The organism is Thioalkalivibrio sp. AKL10 (assembly GCF_000381845.1).
Lineage (GTDB): Bacteria > Pseudomonadota > Gammaproteobacteria > Ectothiorhodospirales > Ectothiorhodospiraceae > Thioalkalivibrio > Thioalkalivibrio versutus.
Genome location: NZ_KB907142.1, coordinates 518,251 through 544,001 on the forward strand (window position 1 = coordinate 518,251; position 25,751 = coordinate 544,001).

Here is a 25,751-nt window from a genome sequence, read left to right on the forward strand (position 1 = left end):
CATGCCCGGCCGTCTCCGGTTCGTTTACCTTGCCACCAGCGTTTCCGGGTCTGCATGACTACCACTGCCATCCCCTTCTCCGATCTCGCGCAGGGCCTGCGCGAGATCGGGCAGCAAGAACTGCTGCCCCGCTTCGAGGCCGATATCGCCGTTGATTACAAGGCAGACGGCAGCGTAATCACCGAGGCCGACCACGCGGTGGATGCGCGTGTACGCACCCTGCTGGGCGCATACGGACAGGACACGCCGGTACTGAGCGAGGAACAGGCACGCGGCGAACAGGCACGCGTACTGGAGACCGCCCCCGCCTTCTGGCTGGTGGACCCGCTGGACGGCACCTCCAATTTCGCCGGTGGCATGCCCTTCTTCGCCATCTCCATCGCCCGCATCGAGGGTGACCGGGTCACCCATGGCGCGACCTACGATCCGGTACGCGAAGAACTCTTTACCGCCACCGAAGACACCGCGCTGGAACTCAACGGGGTCACTCCGCCGGCGACCACTCGCCCTCCCGTCACGGAGCTGGGCCGCGCCATCGCCCTGGTGGACTACAAGCGCCTGGATGCCCCCCTGGCGGGTGAGCTGGCCTGCAACGCGCCGTTTCGCTCGCAACGCAACCTCGGCGCCTGCGCCCTGGAGTGGGCCTGGCTGGCCGCCGGGCGCGCCGATCTGTACCTGCACGGTGGCCAGGCCCCATGGGACAGCGCGGCTGGTGGGCTGATGCTCGCCCGCGCCGGCGGTGCCATGTGCAACCTCGCGGGCGAGCCCGTATTCGAACGATCGCTGACCAAGCGCTCCGCGGTGGCGGCGCGCTCCGACACCCTGCTCGCCGACTGGCGGGCGTGGCTGGCCCCTTGGCTTGCCGCCCCGGAGCCCCCCTCGTGATCCGCCGCCGCAAGTCCGGCGGTGGCGCCCGCCTGGGCGTCGGCAGCACCGACTTCACCCCACGCTACCTGCCGATCGCATGGAAGATCGTCGCGGCGATCGCCGGGCTGACACTGGCCGGGATCGTGACCCTGTCGGCTGTGGTGCTGAACCAGGTCAGCAACGTGCTGGACAACCAGATTCGCGCCCAGGCCGAGAGCACCGTGGCGCCGGTCGCGCGGACCTCGGCGGAACTGATGCTGGCCGAGGACTACCTGACCCTGGAGACCCTGCTGAACTCACTGGTGGAGGAGGGGCGCGTCGAGTCCATCGCCGCCTACGCGATCGACCGCGGTCAGGTTGCCCGCGCCGGGACACCCCCGGAGCAATCCCTCACCGACGGGGTGTGGCCGCTGGCACCGACGATGGAACCCTACCGACGCAACGTGCGCTTTCAGGATGTACAGGTGGGCTACATCGAGGCCTACATCGACACCTCGCCAATGCAGGAGCTAATCCGCAACACCCTGAACGCCGGGATCGCCACGGCCGTCGGGGTGTTTCTGCTGAGCCTGATCCTGGCAATCGACATCAGCAAGCGCCTGGTGCGCCCACTGGAACGCCTGGCCGAGAGCATGCGTTCGCGCGCCCGCCCCATGGATGACCAGGGCAACACGCTGCCGATGGTGCGCCAGGACGAGATCGCCCAGCTGACCGACGCCTTCAACGATATGGCGCGCGACCTGCTGCGCAAGGACCAGGTCGAGGCCGCCCTGCGCCGCTACGTGTCGGACGCCATCGCCCAGGACATCCTGGAGAATCTGGACCGGGTGGAGCTGGGCGGACGCGCACTGGAGGGATCGGTACTGTTTGCCGACATCCAGGGCTACACCGCGCTTTCGGAGCGCTGCAGCCCGGAGGCCCTGGGCCGCATGCTCAACGAATTCTTCGGTCCGATGTCGGAATGCATTGCCCGTCACGGCGGCACGGTGGACAAGTACATGGGCGACTGTACCATGGCGGTCTTCGGCCTCGGGGCGGATGCCGGGAACCATCGCCTGACCGCTGTGCAGACCGGCCTGGCCCTGCTGGACACCGTCGCCTCGATCAACGCCGAGCGTGAACGCCGCGGCGATACCCGGGTGGAGTTCCGTATCGGCCTGAATGCCGGCGAGATGCTGGCCGGCAACATGGGGGCCGAAGACCGCATGCAGTTCACCGTGGTCGGCGACACCGTCAACCTCGCAGCCCGCCTGGTCACGGTCGCGCCCGCCGGCGGGCTGGTCACGACTGCCGCATTCATGGAGCACGAGCAGGTGAAGGGACAGTTCCGCACCGAAGACTGGGGCACCCACGAGCTGCACGGGGTCAGCGAAGCCGTGCCCACCACCCGGGTACTGAACGCTACGGATCGCACATGACTGCAGCCCGCGGCCTGTTCCCGCTCGCGAGCATCCTGCTGGCCCTTCTGCTGGTCCAGGGCTGCGCCGCTCTGGACCCCTTCGCCCCGCCCGAGCAGCGCATCGAACGCGCCCTGGAGACGGGTAACTACCAGCATGCCCTCGAGCTGATCGACGAGCACGATCCGGAACCGCGAGCCCGATGGGCCGAGCGCCGGGCAGCCATCGAGGACGAGGCCGCGACCGCCGCGGCCGAGGCGATGCACGAGGCGCGCGCCGCCTCGGCCGAAGGCGCGGTCGCTCAGGCCCTGGAGATCCTCGAGACGGCCGAGGCACAACTGCCGCCGGACAGCGAACGTCGGGAATTCATCAGCCAACTGGAACGCCAGCGACAGGTTGGATTGCAGACCCTGCAGCAACGCCACGACATCCTCGAGGCGCGGGCCCTGGTCCAGCGGCTGCGCCTGCTCGAGGTGATGCGTCCGTTGGTGCGCCACAGCGAACGACTGCCGGACGATCCCGACCGCCTTGCCAATCGTCGCGAGCCCCTGGCGCGGGCGCTGGATGGCTACGCCGCCGACACCGATGGCGAGGAACGCTTGGAGCTACTGCACCTGGCCCAGGGCCTGGCCTCCGACTCCGAACGCGCAGAACGCATCGCGCGCCTGGAGCGGGAACTGCGCCAGGCCGAAGCCCCCGAGATCGAGGAAGAGGTCCCGCGTTCCACCATCAATGCACGCCTGCGTCAGGCCCTGGAGGCGGGCGAATTGGCCACGGCGGCGCGCTGGTGCCGCAACGAGATCACCCCCGACACCGACGCCTCCGGCCCGGACCAGGCCGCCCAGCGAGCCCATCGCGCGCTGTGCGAGGAATGGCGCGAGCGCCGAGACGCGCGCGCCGAGACGCTGCTGGAGGAGGGCCGCAGCCATTATTCCGCCGGTGACATCGAAGAGGCCCTGAGACACTGGGAAGAGGGGCTCGAACTGGCGCCCGACCATGCCGGACTCCTCTCGGCCCACGAGCGTGCGCTGCGCGTGGTCGAACGCCTGGAGAGCCTTCGCGTGCCGGAACCGCTCCCCGAAGCGGAGGCAGACAGCCCGCCCGACGACGTGCCACAGGCCGAGCCCGATGCCCCGTAGCGCGCGATCCGGCGGCCGGCGCTGCGGGCCGCGCGTATTCGCCGTAGAATACGGCCCGCCCACCGGAGCAAGAGCCCGCCACGCATGAATCCCGCCGTCCAGGAACTGATCGCCGACGAACCCCACCGCGTCCTGCAACTGGGCGACACTGAAGTCGTGGTGCTGGGCACCGCGCACGTGTCGCGCGCCAGCGCCGACAAGGTCCGTGCCCTGATCGACACGGGGGCCTTTGACAGCGTGGCGGTCGAGCTGTGCGAAAGCCGTCAGCGCGCGATGCTGGACCCCGACGCAGTCGGGCGCATGGATCTGTTCAGCGTGATGCGCAAGGGCCAGGCCCCGATGATCGCCGCCAGTCTGGCGCTCGGGGCCTACCAGCAACGCCTGGCCGACCAGTACGGCATCGAACCCGGCGCCGAGATGCGCGCGGCCATGGACGGCGCCCTGGATAATGGCCTCCCCCTGGCCCTGATCGACCGGGATATCGGCCTGACCCTGCGCCGCACCTACCGCGCAGTGCGCTGGTGGGAACGCATGGGGCTGATCGGCGGACTGTTCAGCTCCGTACTCTCGCGCGAGAAGATCGACGAATCCGAGATCGAGCGCCTGAAGGAAGGCGACATGCTGGAGTCCACCTTCAGCGAGTTCGCCGAGCAGTCCGAGGACCTCTACCGCACCCTGATCGAAGAACGCGACCACTACATGGCCGCCCACCTGCGCCGCCTCGCGGCGAGCCCGGAGACCCGCTGCATCCTCGCGGTGGTGGGGGCCGGGCACCTGCCGGGGATTGCCGAACAGGCCGAGGATCACCTGACCCCGCCGGACGCGATCCTCGACGCCCTGGACCAGGCCCCGCCCAAGGCGCGCTGGCCCAAGGTCGTCCCGTGGGTGGTGATCAGCGTGATCCTTGCCGGCTTTGCCATCGGCTTCTCGCGCAACCCGGATATCGGCCTGCAGATGGTGACCGACTGGGTGCTGATCAATGGCGGCCTGGCGGCCCTCGGCGCGATCATCGCCATGGCCCATCCGCTAACCGTACTCACCGCGGCCCTGGCGGCCCCGCTGACCTCGCTGAATCCCACCATCGGGGTCGGCTTTGTCGCGGCCGCGGCCGAGCTGTTCCTGCGCAAGCCGCGGGTCTCCGACTTTGCCAGTCTGCGTCAGGACACCACCACGCCACGCGGCTGGTGGCGCAACCGCGTCTCGCGCGTGTTGCTGGTGTTCCTGCTGACCACGCTGGGCTCGGCCGCCGGCACCTACATCGGCGGCGCCCGCATCTTCAGCCATCTCTTCGGCAGCTAATCTCCTCCCCCGCGCGCTTCAGGAGTCCACCCCGAAGCGCGCGAAGGGCGCTTTCACCACAGAGGGCACGGAGAGGGGTGTGTTGGCAGCACGACGTGGTCGAAGCCGTGGCCCTCGCAATCCTGCAATTTCTGAGGCCGCAGTGCCCGTCGTCATCGCAAGCCGCGAAGCGGCGTGGCGATCTGCGCGGACTGGCGCGACGTTTGGGTAATGCCTCGATCGCTAAACAACGCCCCGACGGAACCGCCGCCTCGCCTTTCTCCATGCCCTCCGTCGTGAATCGCCCTTGACCTTGCCCTTCTGCGTGTCTTCGTGCGCTTCGTAGTTGCAAGACCCGCTTATTCGGGGATGCGCAGCACGAGCTTGCCGCGGCGGCCGCCGGCTTCGATGCGCCGGTGGGCCTCGGCGGCTTCGGCCAGCGGGAGGGTATCCTCGACGTTGACCTGCAAGCGACCGCTGGCCAGCCGGGCCAGACCCTCGGCCACCAGGGTGGCCTGGTGCTTCAGACGGCGGCGATCATTCTCCAGCATCGGGGTCAGCATCAGCTCCAGGCTGATGCTCGGGTTGCGCAGCCGCGCCGGGTTCCAGTCGGTATCCTCCGGGGGGGCCAGAAGGGTCACCAGATCCCCGCCATAGGCCACCTGCGTCAGTCCCTCGCGGAAGACCTCGCCACCAACGGTGTCCAGCACGATGTCGAAGCCACGCCCATCGGTGTACTGCATGATCGCGTCCGCGGCATCCGGCTTGCACAGGTCGACGACATCGCCCCCAAGTGCGGTGACAATCGTGCCCGCCTCGTCGCGCCGCACCAGCCCCAGTACCCGGCCGCCGGCGGCGCGTGCGATCTGTACGGCCATCTGCCCGACCCCGCCGGCCGCCGCGTGGACCAGCACGCTCTGGCCGCGCTGCAGGTCGGCCCGCTCGAACAGGGCCTCCCAGGCGGTCAGCCAGGTAAGCGGCAGGGCGGCGGCCTGGGCATCGGATACCGCCGCCGGCACCGGGACCACCGCGGCCTCGGGCACCACGACCTGTTCGGCGTAGGTCCCCGGATCAGCCCCGACCCCACCAAAACAGAAGGCAACCCGCTGCCCCGGCCGCGCGTGATGCACGGCGCTGCCACATTCCTCGATGATGCCCACCCCATCGCAGCCCGGCGTGTTGCGCGGCGCACCGGGGACGATCATGCCCCCGGCGCGCACCTTCGTATCCACCGGATTGACACCGGCCGCCAGCATCCGGATGCGGACCTGGTCGGGGGCCGTGAGCGCCGGCTCCGCTACTTCGTCCAGACGCAGGGCCTCGGCGGCTCCGGGTTCGTCGAACACGACTGCTCGCATGAATACTCCTCGTTGCATGGGGATTCGTGGAAACGCGCGCCGGCCGCCCCGAGTGCGGCCTACAGGCCGATCCCGATGCCTATGCCAAAGCGCACACCACCGGAAGATCGTGCCGGCTCGGGCTCCGGCCACAGGTGCACCGAGTGGGCCTCCAGCACCGGGAAGACGTAGTCCAGCTCGCCGATCCGGCCGTCCTCGACCCCGGTCACCGTGCCGACACCGGTAACCCGGCGCCCGGCACGATAGTCCACCGGGTCGGCGAAGCCCTCCACACGCAGGCGGAAACGCCCGGTGGTGGACTGCCGCGTCTGTGGCTCCTGACGACTGAGCGGGTACCCGACCACCTCGATGAAGGTCGCCTCGGCGCGATTGTCCACGCGCGCGATGACCCCGCCCCATACCTGCTCGTCGGGCGGCAGGCTATCGGCGGTGACTGCACGCGGCTCGACCTGCACGGCCGGGTCATCCGGGGCCTCCAGCGGGCCGGACGCGCAGGCGGCCAGGAACACGGGCAGCAGCAATGCCAGAAAAGGATGCAGGAATCGGGTCATGCTCACCAGTACCAGGGATGCGGGTGATAGCGCCCATAGAGGCCGTAACGCGGGCCCCAGGGGCTATAGAACGGGTCATAAAACGGGTCGTAGAACGGATCGCGATAGCCGCGCTCCGTCGGTGGCGGGCGCCGCGACCACAGGTAGACCGCATCCGCCTGCAGCGTAACGAAGGTATAGGCGTAGTCACCGATGCGGCCCTCCTCGATCCCGTGGATGACACCCCGCACGGTCACCTCGCGGCCTTCCTTGTAAATCTGCGGGTCGAGGAAACCGCTGCTGACCACGCGGAAGCGCCCGGGTGAGCGATCCGCCTCCTGCGGTCGCCCCTGGCGATCGAGTTCGCGGGCCACCACCTCCAGCCGGGTACCGCCCGAGGTGTTCTCGATGTCCGCAATCACCCCGCCCCAGACCACGGTCTCGCCCTTCACGGCCTCGGGATCCGCCAGCACCTGATCACGATCGGGGGCGGTAACAGGCAACGGGGAAAGCGCCGCCGGAACCCCGGCACACCCTGTCAGCAGGAGCAGCAGCCCCGCCAGGACCAGCGCGCGCAATCGTACCAGTGGCAATGCCCGACTCTGCATAGCCGATGGGACTCGAGCGCCAGCCTCAAGTTCACGGCGAGCAGTCATGGCCGCGGCTCCCCCTCGTGCGCCGGATCGCAAAGGTCCTGCACCGCCAGCACCTCGTGCTGGGCCTCCTCCACTGCGGAGAGCAAGACCTCGGGGGCCAGGTGCAGGGCGTCCCACACCGCCGGATCTACCGGGGGTGCATCCGCCCAGTCGCGCGAATCGATCTCGGCGAGATGGGCACCGGTGTTGGCCAGATGCACCAGCATCACGGCGGTGCGATTGCGCTCCGGCGCCTGCAGCGGCTGATGGTGACCGGCGAGGCAGTCGACCAGGAGTTCCGGCAGACCCCAGTGCGCGGCCAGGGCCCCACCCAGCTCCGCATGATCGAAGCCCAGTTGCGCGCGCTCCGCGCCCTGCGGGCTCAGGCCGTCGCCAACATCCAGACTGGAGAGGAAGGCCCGGTGGGCCGATTCCGGCGACTGCGAGAACAACAACAGCTTGCCAAGATCATGCAGCAGGCCAGCCAGGAAGATCCCGCTGGCCTGGCGCGGCGACACGCGCATCGCCAGTTGCCGCGCGATCACCGCGCAGTAGGCCGAATGGCGCCAGAACACCTCCAGCGGCAGGCGTTCCTGATCGGGGATGCTGGCCGTGGCGCGGGTGATCGCGCTCGCCACCACCAGACGCTGCAGGGCATCGCGACCCAGCATGGCAATCGCGCGGTCCACCGAGTCAACCGGACGCGCCGGGGCATAGGCAGGGCTGTTGGCGATGCGCAGGACCAGGGCCACCAAGCCGGGATCGCGTCCCAGGCTGCTGGCGATCCTGGCAGCCGTGGCGTCATCCTCCTCCAGCAGGCGCGCAACCTCGAACACCACCTGTGGCATGGCCAGAAGCTTGTCAGCCGACTGGACGCGGGCCTCAAGGGAATCGTTGGCAGATCGGTCGGACATGGGTGGATCCTCTTGCCGAGGCGGAACGGGGATCGCTGCGCCTCACTCGTCCTGTTTCGAGGCCACCTCGCGCACGTGGCCCCGACCTCTCTACTGTAGCCGCTGTCCCCTTCGTTGTAACCCGGCCGGGCGCGAACCATACTCGCAAGCCCGGGTCGAAAAAACGACGCGTCGACCACCAAGGAGGTGCCCATATGTTTAGCAAGCCCGCATTTGCGCCGCTGGCCGTTTTGCTCGCCGGCCTGCTCCCCGGCATGGCCCTGGCCGGTATCCAGACCGAAGAGATCGCCTACGACCATGACGGCGACGAGATGACCGGCTACCTGGCCCACCCCGAAGGCGACGGGCCGCACCCGGCGGTCCTGGTCATTCACGAATGGTGGGGCCACAACGACTACGCCCGCGACCGTGCCGAACAACTGGCCCGCGAGGGTTACACCGCCTTCGCCCTGGATATGTACGGCAGCGGCAAGTTGGCCGATCACCCGTCTACCGCCGGCGAATTCGCCGGGGAAATCCGCGAGAATCGCGACCTGATGCTGAGCCGCTTCCAGGCCGCCTACGACTGGCTGCGCGCGCATGATGCCAGCGCGGATGCGGCGCCCTCCGCGGTCGGCTACTGCTTCGGCGGCACCGTGGCCCTCGAGGCCGCGCGCGCGGGGATGGACCTGAACGTGGCGGCGAGCTTCCACGGCGGCCTGGGAACCGAGCACCGGGCCGAGGCCGGCAAGGTGTCGGCCGAACTGCTGTCCTTCACCGGCACCGCAGACCCGATGATCCCGCCGGAGCAGGTCGCCGGTTTCCAGGAGGAGATGCAGGAGGCCGAAGTACGCTACACCGTGGTGGAATTCTCCGGCGTGAAGCACAGCTTCACCAATCCGGGGGCCGATGCCATTGCCGAGGAGTTCGGCATGCCGGTCGGCTATGACGCCCGCGCCGACCACGATTCCTGGAACCACCTGCTGGGTGTCCTCCGCGATCGGCACTAAACCCGATGTACGGCGGGCACTGCCAGGTGCCCGCCCCTTTCACGCGGAGCCTCAGGTCCCGCGCAGGTAGATCGCCACCCCCAGGACCACGATCACCGCCAGCACCCCGACAAACGCCAGCCGGAACCAGCGACGCCCCGCCAGACGTGCGGGTCGCGCGTGTTTCGCATCGAACAGGGGCGCCCGCAGGCTGTCCTCCGGCTCCGCCTTGACCGTTTCGCCCCGACTTGGCTCGCTCGCCGGCTCCGCCGCAGCAGTGGTGCTGTGGCCGGTCAGGGCATGTTCCAGATCACGGATCCGGCCACGCAGGTCCTGGTTGCGTTGCTGGGCCTCCGCCAGCTCCCGCTCGCGGGCCACCAGGCGGTCACCCAGATCCGAAGCCGAATCCTGGCTATCCGAACAGCGCTGCTCGGCCTCGGCCTGGGCCTTCTCGGCCGCCGCGGCGCGCTCGCACTGCTGGTTGCGCTCGCGGCGCAGGCGTTCGGCCTCGCCCCGCGCGACCTTCAGCTCCGTCTGCTGCTCCTCACGCTGGCGCTCCAGGTCGACGAGCTCGTGGTCCAGGCGGACATTCTCGCTCTCGAGCTCGCGCACCCGGCTACGCAGTTGTTCGGTCTCGCGGTCGGGCTCGGTCGACTCCGGGGGACCCTCAGCCTCGAGTTCTTCCACGCGCACACGCATGGCCGCAAGCTCCTCCTCGCGGGCCGCGGCCTGTTCCGCTGCTGCCGCGACCTCGTCGTCCCGCGCCCGCGCCTCGGCCAGCGCCGTCTCGGCCTCCTCCAGACGCCCCTGCAAAGTCTCGATCTCGCGATCCCGCTCTTCCGCGCGCTGGAATGCCGCCGTGGACTCGTCGCGGGCCTCGCCCAGGGCGGTGCGCAGACGCTCCAGCTCTTTCTGCGCCTCGCGCTCATTGGAGGATTGCTGCCGCAGCATCAACTCGCGGCGCAGGCGCTCGACCTCGTCGCGCAACGCCTGGTTCTCGGCGGAGTCGGGGGCCCCTCCGGAGGGGGGCGGCTCGGGGACCGGCGGCGGTGGCAGGAGTTCGGCCACGACCTCGCGCACACGGGTGGGAACAAACGGCTTCATCAGGACGGCATTGGCCCCCAGTGAGCGCCATTCGTCGCTGGCCGCCTCGTCGCTCTCCTGACCGGTCACGATCACCACCGGGAGGTCCGTGGGGAGGTCATCGACGCCATCACGAATACGCAGCAGGAGATCCTGCCCGTCGATGCCCGGCATCGAGAGATCGGTCAGCACCAGCCCGATATCGGGATACTGCTGAAGCAGCTCCAGGGCCTGTTCGCCGTCGGCCGCCTCGTAGACGGTGTTCTGACCCTGCAGAATACGTTGCAACGCAACCCGGATGACCTTGGAGTCATCCACCACGAGGATCGCGGCGCGTTTTGGGTCCGGTATCTGATCGCTCATGCTTCCCCCTGACTGACATCCGCCCGCCTGACAGCGGCACGGCCGTAGACCACGCTGTACCCCCAGTGGCCGAGCATCCCTAGACTCGCAAGACTACGGGCCCCCGCGTCCGGATGCCAGTGGGGTCGCCGGGGCAACCGGACGCGGTTCACACTTTCTCGCTTCGGGCGATTGGCCCGCGGAGCGTCATGCGCGACCACCGGTCCGTGTTTGCTACACGGGCTTCGACTTCCACTTGACCGAATAGAGGTCGCGCCGACGATCACGCAGATTGCGCACCGAGCCGTGATTGCGCAGTTCTTTCAGGTTGTCGAGGTCGAGATCCACGATCAGGGTCATCTCGGTGTTGGGGGTCGCCTCCGCGGCCACCGCGTCGTGCGGGAAGGCAAAGTCGGACGGGGTGAACACCGCAGCCTGGGAGTACTGCATGTCCATGTTCTCGACCTTGGGCAGGTTGCCCACCGAGCCGGACATGACCACGTAGCACTCGTTCTCGATCGCGCGGGCCTGGGCGCAGCGCCGTACCCGGAGATAGGCATTCTTGGTGTCGGTCCAGTAGGGCACGAACAGGATCTGCAGGCCGTGATCGGCCATCACCCGCGGCAGTTCGGGGAACTCCACGTCGTAGCAGATCAGGATCCCGATCTTGCCGAAGTCGGTGTCGAAGACATGCACCTCGTCGCCGCCCTGCAGTCCCCAGTAGGACACCTCGTCCGGGGTCACGTGGATCTTGTACTGGCGGTCCCAGGTGCCATCGCGGCGGCACAGATAGGAGACATTGCGCAGGACATCATCCGTGTACTCGGGCATCGAGCCGGCCACGATGTTGATGTTGTAGGCCAGCGCCAGGCGCACCATCTCCTCGCGGACCGCCTCGGTGTACTCGGCCAGGCGGCGCACGGCCTCGGCCGGGTAGTCCTGGTTGAAGGCCCCCATCAACGGGCCGTTGAAGAATTCCGGGAACAGCACGCAGTCCGAGCGATAGCCGGAAACCGCATCGACGAAATACTCCACCTGCTGGAACAGGGAGTCCAGGTCCACCGTCGGGCGCATCTGCCACTGGACGACGCCGATGCGCACGTCCGAGCGGCTGCCGCCGATCAGCTTTTCCTTCTCCTCGTAGTAGATGTTCAGCCACTCGATCAGCGTCGCGTAGGCCCCGGACTTCTCGTCGTCCGGCAGGTAGTTGGTGATGATCTTGCGGACGTGAAAGTCGTTCGCCAGCTGGAATGTCAGGATCGGGTCGATGATCTCGTGGTTCTTCACCCGGCGTACGTACTGCTGCGGCGTCAGCTCGTCGCGGTACGGCTCGTAGCCGGGGATACGCCCACCGGCGACGATCGCCCGCAGGTTTAGCTTCTCGCACAACTCCTTGCGCGCGTCGTACAGGCGCCGGCCCAGGCGCAGCCCGCGATAGTCCGGATGCACGAAGATGTCCACGCCGTACAGCGTGTCGCCGTCCGGGTCGTGGGTGGTCAGGAAGCCATTCCCGGTGATCTGCCAGTAATTGTGCTGATCGCCGAAGCGCTTGTATTCGACGATCAGGCTGATCGCCGCGGCGACCACCTTGCCATTGTCCTCGATGCAGATCTGGCCCTCGGGGAAGCGCATCACCTGGGAGCGGAACTGCGCCTCGCTCCAGGCACCGTCGAGGTCGTGATAGACCCGCTCCATGATCTCGCGGATGTCCTCGTAGTCCTCGATCCGGGTCGGGCGCAGGGTCAGATGGTGCTGGGGATTCGCGTCGTTGTCGGCGTCAGTGGTCACGCTCGGGGCTCCGGGGCTTGTCGGGGACGGGAAGGATGCACGGGGAGCTGGCCCGGATCAAAAGATCCAGGCCAGCATCAGCCAGAAGAACACAAAGAACAGGAAGAAACCGGGGATCATGAACTGCAGCTCCCCGATCAGCCCCTCGCCGGCGGCCAGGGCGAACACGATGGACACCAGTACGGACACGATGGCCGCCACCAGCGCCGCGTTCTTGAGCCCCATACCGTCATCGAACGTCAGCGCGACCCAGTCCGACAGCCCCGGGAGGGACACGGCCGCCGCCAGCACCAGCAGGGCGACGAGCAGGGCCACCAGCGCCGAGGTGCCGAGCAGGATACGCAGCGCCAGACGGCTGTCCCGCCGGTCCGCACGGCTCACGCCACGCCCTCGCGACGGCCTCGCACATATTCGCGCACCCGGTTGGGGTCCGGGATGCCGTTAACCCGGAATTCCGGATTGTCGCCGGTGGTGTACACCGCGATGCGGCCCACGCGGAAGATGCGGTCGAAGAAACTCTGATCCACCTTCACCGTGCGGATCTGACCGATGTCGAGGTCCACATGCGACTTCGACAGCAGGCCCCGTTCCAGATGCACCTGATCGGCGTCGATGCGCAACCGTACCGAGCGCGTCTGGAGGTACCACCACAACAGGATCAGCAAGCCGAGGCCGAAGGCCGGGATCAGTAACACGCTAAGGATGAAGCCGAACGGATGATTGCGGAACATCGCCGGTCGAGCGTCGATCGCGGGTTCACGAGCGGACATGCGCGGACTCCAGTTGGGGACAAGCCCGTCCAGTTTGGCGCGGTACCCCAAACAAAGCGAGCCCCGCACGGGGCGGGGCTCGCAGTTTTCCGGGCAAGGGCCAGTCGGCCAGCCCACCCGGGGCAGGATCGCGAAGTTACGCGGTCCGGGCGTCGCGCTCGGCCTTGGCTTCCGCCTTGGCCTCGTCGCTGTCGTCGTAGCCGAGGTTTGGCGCGAGCCACCGCTCGGCCTCCTCGAACGACATGCCCTTGCGCTTGGCGTAGTCCTCGACCTGGTCGCGGTTGACCTTGCCGAGACCAAAGTAGCGCGATTCCGGATGCGCGAAGTACCAGCCGGAGACGGCCGAGACCGGCAGCATGGCGAAGCTCTCGGTGAGCGTCATGTCAGCATGCTCTTCCGGCTGCAGCATCTCCCACAGGGTCGCCTTCTCGGTGTGCTCCGGGCAGGCCGGGTAGCCGGGCGCCGGACGAATACCCTGGTACTTCTCCTCGATCAGGTCCTCGTTCTCCAGCGACTCGTCGGGGACATAGCCCCAGTATTCGCGGCGCACATGGTAGTGCATGCACTCGGCAAAGGCCTCGGCCAGACGGTCCGCCAGGCTCTTCACGAGGATGGCGTGATAGTCGTCGTTGGCCTTTTCGTATTCCTTGGCCTTGGCGTCGACATCACCACCGGCGCTGACCGCGAAGGCCCCGATGTAGTCCGGACCACCGGCTTCCTTGGGCATCACGAAATCGGCCAATGAATGGCTCGGCTGCCCGCGACGCTTCTCGGTTTGCTGACGCAGGTGGTGCAGCTTCTTCAGGACCTTGGAGCGGCTATCGTCGGTGTACACCTCGATGTCGTCGTCATCAACGGTGTTCGCCGGGAAGAAGCCGACCACGCCACGGCAGGTGACCCACTTTTCGTCGATCATCCGCTTCAGCATGTCCTTGCCATCCTTGAACAGCTTGCGCGCCTCTTCGCCGACCTTCTCGTCATCCAGGATGCGCGGGTAGGCGGCGTGCAGCTGCCAGGAGTGGAAGAACGGCGTCCAGTCGATGTACTTGGCGACCTCGTTGAGATCGTAATCATCGAAGCGCAGCAGTACGGTGCCGTCGCCATGCGGGTGCAGCACCTTCGGCTGCCCCGGCAGTTCGTCGGTTTCCAGCGCCTTCGGTTTCGGCGGCGTGTAGTCAGACCAGTCGATTGTCGGCTTGTTGGCGCGCGCCTTGTCGAGCGTGACCCATTGGGTCTTCTTTTTGCGCCCGGCGTTCTGCACGCGCAGCTTCTCGTACTCCTCGCGGACGTCGGCGGCGTACTTCTCGCGCAGCTCGGGGCTGATCAGACTCTGGGCCACGCCCACGGCACGCGAGGCGTCCTTCACCCAGACCACCGGACCGGAGTAGTTCGGCTCGATCTTCACCGCGGTGTGGGCGCGCGAGGTCGTCGCGCCGCCGATCATCAGCGGGGTCTTCATGCCTTCACGTTCGAGGTCGGCGGCGAAGTTGGCCATCTCCTCCAGCGAGGGGGTAATCAGACCGGACAGGCCGATGACGTCGACGTCGTGTTCCTTGGCGGCCTTCAGGATCGAGGCCCCCGGCTGCATCACGCCGATGTCGATGACCTCGAAGTTGTTGCACTGCAGCACCACGCCCACGATGTTCTTGCCGATGTCGTGGACGTCGCCCTTCACCGTGGCCATCAGGATCCGGCCGTTGTTCTCGGTGCCGGTCTTCTCGGCCTCGATGTACGGGATCAAATGAGCCACGGCCTTCTTCATCACGCGGGCGGACTTGACCACCTGCGGCAGGAACATCTTGCCCTCGCCGAACAGGTCGCCGACCACGTTCATGCCGTCCATCAGGGGGCCTTCGATTACCTGGATCGGGCGGTCATACGCCTGGCGTGCCTCTTCGGTGTCGTCGACCACGTAGGTGTCGATACCCTTGACCAGGGAGTGCTCGAGACGCTTGGAGACTTCCCATTCGCGCCACTCGAGGTTCTCTTCCTTCTTGCCGCCGCCCTGGCCCTTGTACTCCTCGGACAGTTCGAGCAAACGGTCAGTGGCGTCGTCGCGGCGGTTCAGGACCACGTCCTCGACCGCTTCCTTCAGCTTCGCGTCGATATCGTCGTAGACCGCCAGCTGGCCGGCGTTGACGATACCCATGTCCATGCCCGCCTTGATGGCGTGATACAGGAAGACGGCGTGGATCGCCTCGCGCACCGGCTCGTTGCCGCGGAAGGAGAACGATACGTTGGACACGCCACCGGAGATCAGCGCGTGCGGCAGGTCGTTCTTGATGCGGCGGGTGGCCTCGATGAAGTCCACGCCGTAGTTGTTGTGCTCTTCGATGCCGGTAGCGACCGCGAAGATGTTCGGGTCGAAGATGATGTCCTCGGCCGGGAAACCAACCTTCTCGGTCAGCAGCTTGTAGGCCCGGGTGCAGATCTCGACGCGACGCTGCTCGTTATCCGCCTGGCCGTCCTCGTCGAAGGCCATGACCACGATCGCGGCGCCATAGCGGCGGCACAGCTGGGCCTGCTTGATGAAGTTTTCCTCGCCCTCCTTCATGGAGATCGAGTTGACCACCGGCTTGCCCTGCACGCACTTCAGGCCCGCTTCGATGATCTCGAACTTGGAGGAGTCGATCATCACCGGGACGCGGGCGATATCGGGCTCGCCGGCCAGCAGATTCAGGAAGCGGACCATTGCCTCCTGCGACTCCAGCATGCCCTCGTCCATGTTGATGTCGATGATCTGGGCGCCGCCCTCGACCTGGTTCAGCGCGACTTCCAGCGCGACGTCGAATTCCTCGTTCTGGATCAGGCGCAGGAACTTGCGCGACCCGGTCACGTTGGTGCGCTCGCCGACGTTCACGAACAGCGAATCATCGGTGATGTTGCACGGCTCGAGACCCGACAGGCGGCAGGCCGGGGCGATCTCCGGCAGCTTGCGCGGCGCGTGCTTCTCGACCGCCTCGCGCATGGCCCGGATGTGCTCCGGCAGCGTGCCACAGCAACCGCCGATGATGTTCAGCAGGCCCTGCTCGGCCCACGGGCCGACATCCGCGGCCATCTGCTCCGGGCTCTCGTCATAGTCGCCGAACTCGTTCGGCAGGCCGGCGTTCGGGTGCGCGGACACAAAGGTATCGGCGATGCGCGAAAGCTCTTCCACGTACTGGCGCATTTCCTTGGCACCCAGCGCGCAGTTCAGGCCGATCGAGACCGGATTGGCGTGACGCACGGAGTTCCAGAAGGCCTCGGTGGTCTGGCCGGACAGGGTACGGCCGGAGGCGTCGGTGATCGTGCCGGAGATCATGATCGGGAGGTCCTTCCCGAGCTCGTCTTCCAGCGTCTTCACCGCGAAGATCGCGGCCTTGGCGTTCAGGGTGTCGAACACCGTCTCGATCAGCAGCAGATCGACGCCACCCTCGACCAGGGCCTCGGCCGCTTCCTTGTAGGACGCAACCAGGGTGTCGAAATCGACGTTACGCGCGCCGGGGTCATTCACGTCCGGGGAGATCGACGCGGTGCGGTTGGTCGGGCCAAGGATGCCGGCGACGTAGCGCGGCTTGTCCGGGGTCTTTTCGGTCCAGGCGTCGGCCGCCTTGCGCGCGAGCTTCGCGGATTCGCGGTTCAGCTCGGGGACCAGGTCCTCCATGTGGTAGTCCGCCATCGCGATGCGGGTACCGTTGAAGGTGTTGGCCTCGATGATATCGGCACCGGCCTCGAGATAGTCGTTGTGGATCTGCTCGATGATATCCGGGCGGGTCAGCGACAGCAGGTCGTTGTTGCCCTTCAGGTCGGATTCCCAGTCCTTGAACCGCTCACCGCGGTAATCGGCCTCGTCCAGCTTGTACAGCTGGATGGTGGTACCCATACCGCCGTCCAGGATCAGGATGCGCTCTTTCAGCGCGTTCTCGATGTCTTTGCGTGTTGCCGTCATGTGCCGTACACCATTGGTTTCGAATGGGATAAGTGTACACGCCGGGGTTCCATCCCGTGCGTGGAGCCCACCCTGGTGGCAGGCTCTTTCAAATTGCGTCGCAGCCCCGGATGCGGCCTGGTTGCGCCCGTGAACAGAGCTGTCACGATAGCGCCATGCAGGAACATCCGATCCGCTGGTTCATTACTGCCCCGCAGGCCTGCCCCTATCTGGACGACCGCGAGATGCAGAGTTTGCTGGTCGACCCCGCGGTCAGCCTGGGCGGCGCGCGCTTCGGCCAGCTACTGGCCGAGGGCTTTCGCCGCAGCGGTCAGTTTGTTTATCGGCATCACTGCCCCGAGTGCGCGGCCTGCGTGCCCGTACGCATCCCGGTTGCGGCCTTCCGCCCGAACCGGAGCCAGCGCCGCTGCCTGGATCGCAACCGCGATCTCGCGGTGACGATCCGCCGGCCGCCGGAACAGCCCGGGACATCGCCCGCCGCCGATCTCGACGAGCACATGCTGCTGTTCTCGCGCTACCAGACCGCCCGTCACACGGGCGGTGGCATGGAACAGATGGGACGCGAGGAATACGCGGGAATGCTCGCCCACCGCAACGGCCCAGTGGATCTGATCGAATTCCGCCAGGCCGACATGCTGGTCGCGGTGGCCGTCACCGATCGCACCCCCCAGGGGTTGTCGGCGATGTACAGCTTCTTCGATCCGGATCAGCCGCGCCGCGGCCTGGGCACCCTCGCAATCCTGACCCAGGTGGCGCATGCGCACCGCCTGGGTCTGCCCCATGTCTACCTCGGCTACTAGATCGACCAGGCGCCGAAGATGGAATACAAGACCCGGTTCCAGCCGCTCGAAGGCCGCATGGACGGGGTCTGGAGGCGGCTGCCCGCCTGACGGCGGCCAGCCACCCCTCGCGCGCGGCCTAGCGGGCCGGCTTGCGGAAGCGGAAGATGCCCCAGGTCAGGTAGCCCGAGTTGCCGCCATCGACCCAGTGCTGCAGGCCCTGCTTCATGCGGTCGATGTAGTCCTGCGAGATGTAGTTTTTCAACTCGTCCTCGCGGGACTCGAGCTCCTGCTTCACGCGACCGTAATGGGTCGAGATCTGGCTGGAGTGTTCCTCGAAGCTGACCTCTTCCAGGCCGGCCGCCTTGGCCGCCTCGCGGTACAGCGCCGGGCTCGCCAGCGAATCCAGGTGGATGCGGGCCAGAATCGGGTCCAGCACGCCATCCGGGCAATCGTCGGTCTGCATCGGATCGGTGAAGATCAGCCAGCCACCCGGCTTCAGGACGCGCGCGGCCTCCTGGATCACCTTTTTCTTTGCCTCGTTCTGGCTGTGCAGGAAGGAGTCCTCGGACCAGACGACATCGTAGGATTCGTCCGGCTCGTCGACCTTCTCGAAGGAGCCATCGACCACGGTGATCTTGTCGTCGAGGTGGCGCGCCTTGTTGATCTCGCGATCGCGCTCGTTTTCCTTCTCGGACAGGTTCAGCGCGGTGACATCGCAACCGTAGTTTTCCACTAGGTAGCGGGCGACACCGCCGTAGCCGGCGCCCATGTCGAGCACGCGCCATTCCGGCTGCGGCTCGCCCAGGAGGTCGGACATGTGCGCGACCGTGCGACGGCTGGCGTCGCCGATCGGCTCGTCCTTGTACTCGTACAGCCCGATATGGAGGTCTTCACCGCCCCACACCATCTTGTAGAAGGTGTCGGCGTCCTCGCTGTTGTAGTAGTCGCGAGCGGTTTCGACTACGTCGGAGTAGTTCTCGCTCATCGTTCCTCACCCTCGATATAACGCTTGTCGGCCACGTGGATGAAGAAGTCCGGATCACTCTCGCGATAGGTCTCCTGGAAGTCCCCGTAGGTCTCGATCTTCTGGAAACCGACCTCGCGCATCAGGCGGCGGACATAGGCCTTGCGCAGCGGGAACATGTTCAGGAAGTACTCGGAACCATCCGGGAACTTGTACTGGAAGCGCGCCAGGCCTTCGTCAACGTGGGCCGGCTGCACCTGGACGTTGTCGCCGCAGTAGTAGTAGGTGTGCTTGGACGAGTAACCGTGGTCCATGATGGTGTCGTAGTTGCGCTGGTCGAGGATCAGCACGCCATCGTGGTTCAGGGCGGAGTAGAACTCGGCCAGGGCCTTGCGGCGGTCGTGTTCATTGAACAGGTGGGTAAACGAGTTGCCCAGGCAGACGACGGCGTCGTAGCGGCCGTAGATGTCGCGATTCAGCATGCGCCAGTCGGCCTGCACGGTGCGCAGGATGTGACCCCGCTTGCGACCGTTCTCGAAGGCCTTGACGAGCATCTCGGGGGCGCCGTCGGCGGTCACCACGTCAAAGCCCGCTTCGCGCAACTGTACGGAATGGAAGCCGGTGCCGGCGGCGACGTCGAGCACGCGCTTGGCGCCGCGCTTCTTCAGTTCTTCGATGAAGAAGGTGCCTTCGCTCTTGGCGCGGTTGTCCCAGTCGATCAGGTCATCCCACTTGTCGACGAAGCCGGTGGTGTACTCGTTGAGATAGTTCTCGGTATCGCGACGTTCGGTCGGCTTCTCGCCGAAGTCCTGATCATTCTTGATATTCGCTGCCATGCTGGTTCCTCTTGGCTTTGCTGCTGTTGTAAGCGTGACTGGACCGGCCTCTGGGCCGATCCGTCGGCACAACACCCCGCAAACGCAGTAAACCGCGACCTCCGCATCACACGGCGGTCTCGCCAGCAGCCCGATCGAGCCAGGCGGGTGCCGCCCGGTGTTCGGGTATCAATGCGCCGGGTGCGTTGTTCGCAGCACCCGACACCGGCCTGGCCGGTTCTTCCTGCACATCCGGAGGGCAATCGGTACCCGGATGCCGAGCCGTGGTCTGGCGGGCCCATCCCGCCTGGCTCGGGGATCGTTTACGGCGCCGCGCGATGCGTCTGAACGCGGGCGTTGTGTCCGAAATCGTTTTTATACCCTGAAGGTTTTGCGCAAAAATTACAAGCTGAGGGCCCGTCTGGCGACCTCGGCTTCGCGACTGCGAATGCCGATCCATCCGGGCCGCGCGTTCGATATAATGGTCGTTTTGCAGCGATCCCGAGGCCCCGCATGACCCCCAGCCGCCCTATCCAGCGCGCCCTTTTGTCGGTCTCCGAGAAGACCGGCGTCGTGGAGCTCGCCCGCGCCCTGCATGAACGCGGCGTCGAGCTTCTGTCCACCGGCGGGACCGCCCGCCTGCTGGCCGAAAACAACCTTCCGGTAATCGAGGTTTCCGCGCACACGGGCTTCCCCGAGATCATGGATGGCCGAGTCAAGACCTTGCACCCGCGCATCCACGGCGGGCTGCTCGGCCGGCGCGACATCGACTCCGCGGTGATGGCTGAGCAGGACATCCCGCCGATCGACCTGCTGGTGGTGAACCTCTATCCCTTCGAGGCGACGGTGGCCCGTCCCGGCTGCAGCCTGGAAGACGCCATCGAGAACATCGACATTGGCGGCCCGGCGATGCTGCGCGCCGCGGCCAAGAACTACCGCGACGTGGCCGTGGCCACCAGCCCCGACCAGTACAGCGAGATCGCCGCGGCCATCGGCGACCATGGCGAGGTGCCGCAGTCGCTGCGCTTCCGCCTGGCGGTCGCGGCTTTCGATCACGTAGCGCGCTACGATGCCGCGATCAGCAACTACCTCTCGGCCCTCGACGAGGATGGCGAAGCGGCTCCGTTCCCGGGACAGCTGAACGCCACCTTCGAACGCGTCGAGACCCTGCGCTACGGCGAGAATCCGCACCAGCGCGCCGCGTTCTATCGTGATCCACAGCCTGCACCCGGCACCCTGGCCAGCTACCGCCAGCACCAGGGCAAGGCACTCTCTTACAACAACCTGGCCGACGCCGATGCCGCCTGGGAATGCGTGCGCCAGTTCGAGGCCGGGGCCTGCGTGATCGTCAAGCACGCCAACCCCTGCGGCGTGGCCGTCGCCCCGACCCAGCTGATGGCCTACGAACGCGCCTTCCAGACCGACCCGACCTCGGCCTTCGGCGGCATCATCGCCTTCAACCGGCCGCTGGACGGCGATACCGCGCATGCGATCGTCAGCCGTCAGTTCGTCGAGGTGGTCATCGCCCCCGAGGTCACCCAGGGCGCGCTGCGCGCCCTGACCACCAAGAAGAATGTTCGCGTGCTGGAGATCCCGCCGGCGGGTGTCGGTCCCGGCCTCGACTACAAGCGCATCGGCGGCGGGCTCCTGGTACAGGATGCCGATCGCGGCAGCCTGGCCGATGTGGAGCTGAAGACCGTGACCGCGCGCGCGCCCTCGGAACAGGAGATGAAGGACCTCTGCTTCGCCTGGCAGGTGGGCAAGTACGTGAAGTCCAACGCGATCGTCTACGCCCGCGACGAACAGACCATCGGGGTCGGTGCCGGGCAGATGAGCCGGGTGTATTCCGCGCGCATCGCCGGCATCAAGGCCGCCGACGAGGGCCTGCAGGTGGCCGGCTCGGTCATGGCCTCGGACGCCTTCTTCCCGTTCCGCGACGGTATCGACGCGGCGGCCGAGGCCGGCATCACCGCGGTGATCCAGCCCGGCGGCTCGATGCGCGACCAGGAGGTGATCGACGCCGCCAACGAGCACGACATCGCCATGCTGTTCACCGGCATGCGCCACTTCCGTCACTAACAGGGAGACACTGATCAATGCACACGTTCGCGTTGACACCCCAGGTTTGGGGGGACCAGGCGCCTCGTGCAGTGGGTAGCGGGTCTACCCACAAACGACGCAACGCAGGATCGGGGAACCTGGGGTGCCAACCCCGGAGGGGCTCGGCCGCTTTTGTGCGCGCACGGCGTTGCGGCTCCCTTGTGCAGAATGACTGCACCGCGGTCACCGCGCCTTGTTCGCACGCAAAAGCGACTCGAGCGCGAACGCGTGCATTGACCAGTGTCTCCCTGACCCGGGGCCTCTCATGAACGTACTGGTAATCGGCAACGGCGGACGCGAACACGCCCTGGCGTGGAAGCTGGCGCAGTCCCCGCGCATCGAGCGCGTCCTGGTGGCCCCCGGGAACGCCGGGACCGCGCGCGAGGCAAAATGCGAGAACGTCGAGATCGGCGTCACCGACATCGACGCGCTACTGGCCCTGGCCGAGCGCGAGGCAGTGGCCTTTACGGTCGTCGGCCCGGAGGCCCCGCTAGTCGCCGGTGTAGTGGATGCGTTCCGCGCCGCCGGCCGGCGCTGCTTCGGCCCCACCGCGAAGGCGGCGCAGCTGGAGGGCTCGAAGAGCTTCGCCAAGGACTTCATGCAACGCCACGGCATCCCGACCGCCGCCTACGGCAGCTTCGAGGACGAGACCGCGGCGCTTGAGTTCATCGCTACCCACGGCGCACCCATCGTGGTCAAGGCCGACGGCCTGGCCGCTGGCAAGGGCGTCATCCTGGCGCAGACCGAAGACGAGGCGCGCGCCGCCGTTCACGACATGCTGGCCGGCAATGCCTTTGGCGAGGCCGGGAACCGGGTGGTCATCGAGGAATTCCTGCGCGGCGAGGAGGCCAGCTTTATCTGCATGGTGGATGGCGAGCATGTCCTGCCGCTGGCCTCCTCGCAGGACCACAAGGCGCGCGACAACGGCGACCGGGGCCCCAACACCGGCGGGATGGGGGCCTACTCGCCCGCCCCGGTGGTGACAAATGCCCTGCACGAGCGCATCCTGCGCGAGGTTATCGAGCCGACCGTGCAGGGCATGGCCGCCGATGGCGAACGCTACACCGGCTTTCTCTATGCCGGCGTGATGGTCGACGCCGCAGGCAACCCGAAGGTGCTGGAGTTCAACTGCCGCTTCGGCGACCCCGAGACCCAGCCGATCCTGAGCCGCCTGGATTCCGACCTCGGCGAACTGGTCGAGGCCGCGCTGGAAGGCCGCCTGGACCAGGTCCGGGCCGAGTGGGATGCGCGCGTGGCGCTGGGCGTGGTCCTAGCCGCCGGCGGTTACCCCGGAACCTACCGCAAGGGCGACGCCATCACCGGCCTGGAGGCCGTGGAACGCGATCCCAATGCCCACGTGTTCCACGCCGGGACCGCACAGGGCGAAGACGGAACGATCGTCACCGCCGGGGGCCGTGTGCTGTGCGTGGTCGGCCTCGGCGAGGACGTGAAGGCCGCGCAGAAAAAGGCCTACGCAGCCGTACAACAGATTCATTTCGACGATATATACTGCCGAACAGATATCGGCTATCGCGCCGTCGCCCGGGAGGGATAACCCCGGGCAACGGCGCGTCTACCCCCTCCTGGAGAACCACCCGATGGCCGCCCCCGAAGTCACGCACCTGCCCAACCTCCCCAACGACGCGGAGGGCCTGCGGCAATCGATCCGCGATGCCGTGGTCCGCGTGGTGGGGGAAGACCCGCGCGAAGCCACCGAACGCGACTGGATGGAAGCACTCGCCTTCGCCATCCGTGAACGCATGGTGGAGCGGCGCCTGTTGACCCGCCGGCAATTCGCCGACGAGGACGTCAAGCGCGTCTACTACCTGTCGCTGGAATACCTGATCGGGCGCATGCTCGAGGCCAACCTGCGCAACATGGGCATCCTCGAGCCGGCACGCCAGGCGATGGCGGACCTCGGCGTGGACCTGGATACCATCCTCGACCTGGAAGACGACGCCGCCCTCGGCAATGGCGGCCTCGGGCGCCTGGCCGCCTGCATCCTCGAGTCGCTGGCGACCCAGGGCTACCCCGGCTACGGCTACGGCATCCGCTATGAATTCGGGATGTTCCGGCAGGAGTTCGAGCCCTACCAACAGGTCGAGCACCCGGACAACTGGCTGCGCTACGGCAACCCCTGGGAATTCCCGCGCTCGGATCGCAAATTCCCGATCCACTTCTACGGCTACGTGGTCGAGCATCATGACCCCGACGGCTCCACCCGTTACACCTGGGAGGACGGCGAGGAAGTCCTGGCCATGGCCTACGACTACCCGACGGCGGGCTACGGCCGGCGCAACGTGAACAATCTGCGGCTGTGGGCGGCCAAGGCCACCCGCGACTTCGACCTGCGCTACTTCAACGAGGGCGATTACATCCGCGCCGTCTCGGACAAGGCCGAGTCGGAGACCATCTCGATGGTTCTGTACCCCAACGACACCATGGCGGTCGGCAAGGAACTGCGGCTGAAACAGGAGTATTTCTTCGTCTCCGCTTCGCTGCAGGACATCCTGGAGCGCCATCTGGCACTCGGCTACAGCCTCGATGAAGTGCCCGACAAGATTGCGATCCAGCTCAACGACACCCACCCGGCGATCGCCGTGGCGGAACTGATGCGCCTGCTGGTGGACCACCATGAACAGTCCTGGGACCATGCCTGGGACCTGAGCCGGCGCACCTTCGCCTACACCAACCACACCCTGATGCCCGAGGCCCTCGAGACCTGGCAGGTGGAGTTGATGGAGCGCGTTCTGCCACGGCACATGGGGATCATCTACCGTATCAACCAGGATTTCCTGGAAGAGGTCCGTCACCGCTATCCCGGGGACAACGACCGCCTGACCCGGCTGTCCATCATCGACGAGGACCATGGCCGCCGCGTGCGCATGGCCCACCTGGCCGTGGTCGGCTCGCACCACGTCAACGGCGTGGCCGCGCTGCATACCCAGCTGTTGCAGGAGACCCTGTTCGAGGACTTCTACGCCCTGTGGCCGGAACGCTTCGTCAATGTCACCAACGGCGTGACCCCGCGCCTGTGGATGATCCAGTCCAACCCCGCGCTCACCGAACTGCTGGGCCAGCGCATCGGCAACGACTGGCAGTACAACCTGGACCGTCTGCGCGCGCTGGAGCCCTACGCCCAGGATCCCGAACTGCAAAAGGCGTTCATGGACGTGAAGCGCGCCAACAAGCAGCGCCTGACCGACCTGGTCCGTGAGCGCACCGGCGTGGAGTTGAACCCGGACGTGATGTTCGACGTGCAGATCAAGCGCATCCACGAATACAAGCGCCAATTGCTGAAGCTCCTGCACGTGGTGGATCTCTACCGGCGCATCCGTGCCGGCGAGGACGTCCCGCCGCGCGTGGTCCTGTTCGGCGGCAAGGCGGCGCCCGGCTATGCCCGCGCCAAGGGCATCATCCAGGTGATCAACGAGGTGGCCGACATCGTGAACCACGATCCGGCCGTGGGCGACCGCCTGAAGTGCGTGTTCTTCCCCAACTACGAGGTCAGTTCCGCCAGCATCATCATCCCGGCGGCCGATGTCTCCGAACAGATTTCCACCGCCGGCTTCGAGGCCTCCGGCACCGGCAACATGAAACTGGCACTGAACGGCGCCCTGACCATCGGCACGCTGGACGGCGCCAACATCGAGATCCGCGACGCGGTGGGCGAGGAGTCTATCTTCATCTTCGGCATGACTGCCGACGAGGTGGTCGAGCATCGCCGCAACGGCCCGAGCCCCGAGGCCATCCTGGCGCAGCAGCCCAACCTGGCCGCCGCGGTGGAGATGATCGAATCGGGGTTCTTTACCTGCGACGACCCGGGGACCCATGGCGACCTTGGGCGCTACCTGCGCCACGAGGACCCGTTCTTCGTGATCGCCGACTATCCAGCCTACGCCGCGGCCTGCGACCGGGCGGATGCCCTGTACGCCGACCGTACCGCATGGGCCGAGGCAGCCATCCTGAATGTCGCGCGCATGGGGTACTTCTCCATCGACCGCACGGTGCGCGACTACGCCGACCAGATCTGGGATATCACGCCGGAGCCGGTGGCCCCGTCGCGGACCAACGGCGCCGCCTGACGCGGAGC

At 66.8% G+C, this 25,751-nt stretch carries 19 protein-coding genes and 1 pseudogene; 9 read left to right on the forward strand and 11 right to left on the reverse strand.

Annotation, left to right across the window (positions count from 1 at the left end; all coding sequences use genetic code 11):
• Positions 1-54: 54 nt before the first annotated feature.
• The 4 genes from G333_RS0102520 (at position 55) to G333_RS0102535 (ending at position 4,702) form a co-directional block, all read left to right on the forward strand.
• Complete coding sequence (locus tag G333_RS0102520; RefSeq protein ID WP_019627580.1) at positions 55-885, forward strand: inositol monophosphatase family protein; 831 nt, start codon at positions 55-57, stop codon at positions 883-885.
• Positions 882-2,285, forward strand: coding sequence for an adenylate/guanylate cyclase domain-containing protein (locus tag G333_RS0102525; protein WP_019627581.1), 1,404 nt, complete (start codon positions 882-884; stop codon positions 2,283-2,285). Before G333_RS0102520 ends, G333_RS0102525 begins: the two co-directional genes overlap by 4 nt.
• Complete coding sequence (locus G333_RS0102530; RefSeq protein ID WP_018169204.1) at positions 2,282-3,403, forward strand: tetratricopeptide repeat protein; 1,122 nt, start codon at positions 2,282-2,284, stop codon at positions 3,401-3,403. The genes G333_RS0102525 and G333_RS0102530 overlap by 4 nt, the downstream gene beginning before the upstream one ends.
• Before the next feature lie 84 nt (positions 3,404-3,487).
• Positions 3,488-4,702: a TraB/GumN family protein gene (locus G333_RS0102535; protein WP_018176292.1), complete on the forward strand. Its 1,215-nt coding sequence runs from the start codon at positions 3,488-3,490 to the stop codon at positions 4,700-4,702.
• Positions 4,703-5,040: 338 nt separating this feature from the next.
• Here G333_RS0102535 and G333_RS0102540 read toward each other — a convergent pair whose 3' ends face one another.
• Genes G333_RS0102540 through G333_RS0102555 form a run of 4 tightly spaced genes read right to left on the reverse strand, consistent with a single transcriptional unit; the run spans position 5,041 to position 8,118 of the window.
• The gene (locus tag G333_RS0102540; RefSeq protein ID WP_019627582.1) at positions 5,041-6,039 is read right to left on the reverse strand and encodes a zinc-binding dehydrogenase; all 999 of its coding nucleotides are present in this window, start codon (positions 6,037-6,039) and stop codon (positions 5,041-5,043) included.
• Positions 6,040-6,098: 59 nt separating this feature from the next.
• On the reverse strand, positions 6,099-6,590 hold the full coding sequence (locus G333_RS0102545) for a Slp family lipoprotein (RefSeq protein ID WP_019627583.1): 492 nt from the start codon (positions 6,588-6,590) through the stop codon (positions 6,099-6,101).
• A 2-nt stretch (positions 6,591-6,592) separates the two neighbouring features.
• Positions 6,593-7,177, reverse strand: a complete 585-nt coding sequence (locus tag G333_RS0102550) for a Slp family lipoprotein (protein ID WP_018951856.1) — start codon at positions 7,175-7,177, stop codon at positions 6,593-6,595.
• 44 nt (positions 7,178-7,221) lie between these two features.
• Complete coding sequence (locus tag G333_RS0102555) at positions 7,222-8,118, reverse strand: HDOD domain-containing protein (RefSeq protein WP_019627584.1); 897 nt, start codon at positions 8,116-8,118, stop codon at positions 7,222-7,224.
• 194 nt (positions 8,119-8,312) lie between these two features.
• Here G333_RS0102555 and G333_RS0102560 point away from each other — a divergent pair, with 194 nt between their 5' ends.
• On the forward strand, positions 8,313-9,107 hold the full coding sequence (locus G333_RS0102560; protein ID WP_018144725.1) for a dienelactone hydrolase family protein: 795 nt from the start codon (positions 8,313-8,315) through the stop codon (positions 9,105-9,107).
• A 51-nt stretch (positions 9,108-9,158) separates the two neighbouring features.
• Here the strand turns inward: G333_RS0102560 and G333_RS0102565 are convergent, their stop codons facing one another.
• The 5 genes from G333_RS0102565 to metH form a co-directional block, all read right to left on the reverse strand.
• Positions 9,159-10,532 carry a response regulator gene (locus G333_RS0102565; protein WP_019627585.1) on the reverse strand — a complete coding sequence of 458 codons (1,374 nt, stop codon included), beginning with the start codon at positions 10,530-10,532 and terminating at the stop codon, positions 9,159-9,161.
• A 213-nt stretch (positions 10,533-10,745) separates the two neighbouring features.
• Positions 10,746-12,299: a bifunctional GNAT family N-acetyltransferase/carbon-nitrogen hydrolase family protein gene (locus tag G333_RS0102570; RefSeq protein WP_019627586.1), complete on the reverse strand. Its 1,554-nt coding sequence runs from the start codon at positions 12,297-12,299 to the stop codon at positions 10,746-10,748.
• Positions 12,300-12,356: 57 nt separating this feature from the next.
• Positions 12,357-12,680, reverse strand: a complete 324-nt coding sequence (locus G333_RS0102575) for a hypothetical protein (RefSeq protein ID WP_018144728.1) — start codon at positions 12,678-12,680, stop codon at positions 12,357-12,359.
• Positions 12,677-13,069, reverse strand: coding sequence for a PH domain-containing protein (locus tag G333_RS0102580; RefSeq protein ID WP_018938304.1), 393 nt, complete (start codon positions 13,067-13,069; stop codon positions 12,677-12,679). Before G333_RS0102580 ends, G333_RS0102575 begins: the two co-directional genes overlap by 4 nt.
• Positions 13,070-13,205: 136 nt before the next feature.
• Positions 13,206-16,997: a methionine synthase gene (metH, locus tag G333_RS0102585; RefSeq protein WP_019627587.1), complete on the reverse strand. Its 3,792-nt coding sequence runs from the start codon at positions 16,995-16,997 to the stop codon at positions 13,206-13,208.
• A gap of 155 nt (positions 16,998-17,152) precedes the next feature.
• Between metH and G333_RS14180 the strand changes: the two are divergent.
• Positions 17,153-17,887, forward strand: a pseudogene (locus G333_RS14180) (arginyltransferase).
• A 28-nt stretch (positions 17,888-17,915) separates the two neighbouring features.
• On the opposite strand, the gene G333_RS0102595 reads toward G333_RS14180, so the two are convergent.
• Positions 17,916-18,764 carry a methyltransferase domain-containing protein gene (locus G333_RS0102595; protein WP_019611935.1) on the reverse strand — a complete coding sequence of 283 codons (849 nt, stop codon included), beginning with the start codon at positions 18,762-18,764 and terminating at the stop codon, positions 17,916-17,918.
• On the reverse strand, positions 18,761-19,579 hold the full coding sequence (locus tag G333_RS0102600) for a class I SAM-dependent methyltransferase (protein WP_018169217.1): 819 nt from the start codon (positions 19,577-19,579) through the stop codon (positions 18,761-18,763). Before G333_RS0102600 ends, G333_RS0102595 begins: the two co-directional genes overlap by 4 nt.
• A gap of 492 nt (positions 19,580-20,071) precedes the next feature.
• On the opposite strand from G333_RS0102600, the gene purH reads away from it, so the two are divergent.
• The 3 genes from purH to G333_RS0102615 all read left to right on the forward strand — a co-directional run bounded on the left by purH (position 20,072) and on the right by G333_RS0102615 (position 25,743).
• Positions 20,072-21,637: a bifunctional phosphoribosylaminoimidazolecarboxamide formyltransferase/IMP cyclohydrolase gene (purH, locus tag G333_RS0102605; protein WP_019627589.1), complete on the forward strand. Its 1,566-nt coding sequence runs from the start codon at positions 20,072-20,074 to the stop codon at positions 21,635-21,637.
• Between the two features lie 286 nt (positions 21,638-21,923).
• The gene (purD, locus tag G333_RS0102610; RefSeq protein ID WP_018938309.1) at positions 21,924-23,213 is read left to right on the forward strand and encodes a phosphoribosylamine--glycine ligase; all 1,290 of its coding nucleotides are present in this window, start codon (positions 21,924-21,926) and stop codon (positions 23,211-23,213) included.
• 43 nt (positions 23,214-23,256) lie between these two features.
• Positions 23,257-25,743: a glycogen/starch/alpha-glucan phosphorylase gene (locus G333_RS0102615; RefSeq protein WP_019627590.1), complete on the forward strand. Its 2,487-nt coding sequence runs from the start codon at positions 23,257-23,259 to the stop codon at positions 25,741-25,743.
• Positions 25,744-25,751: the final 8 nt, after the last annotated feature.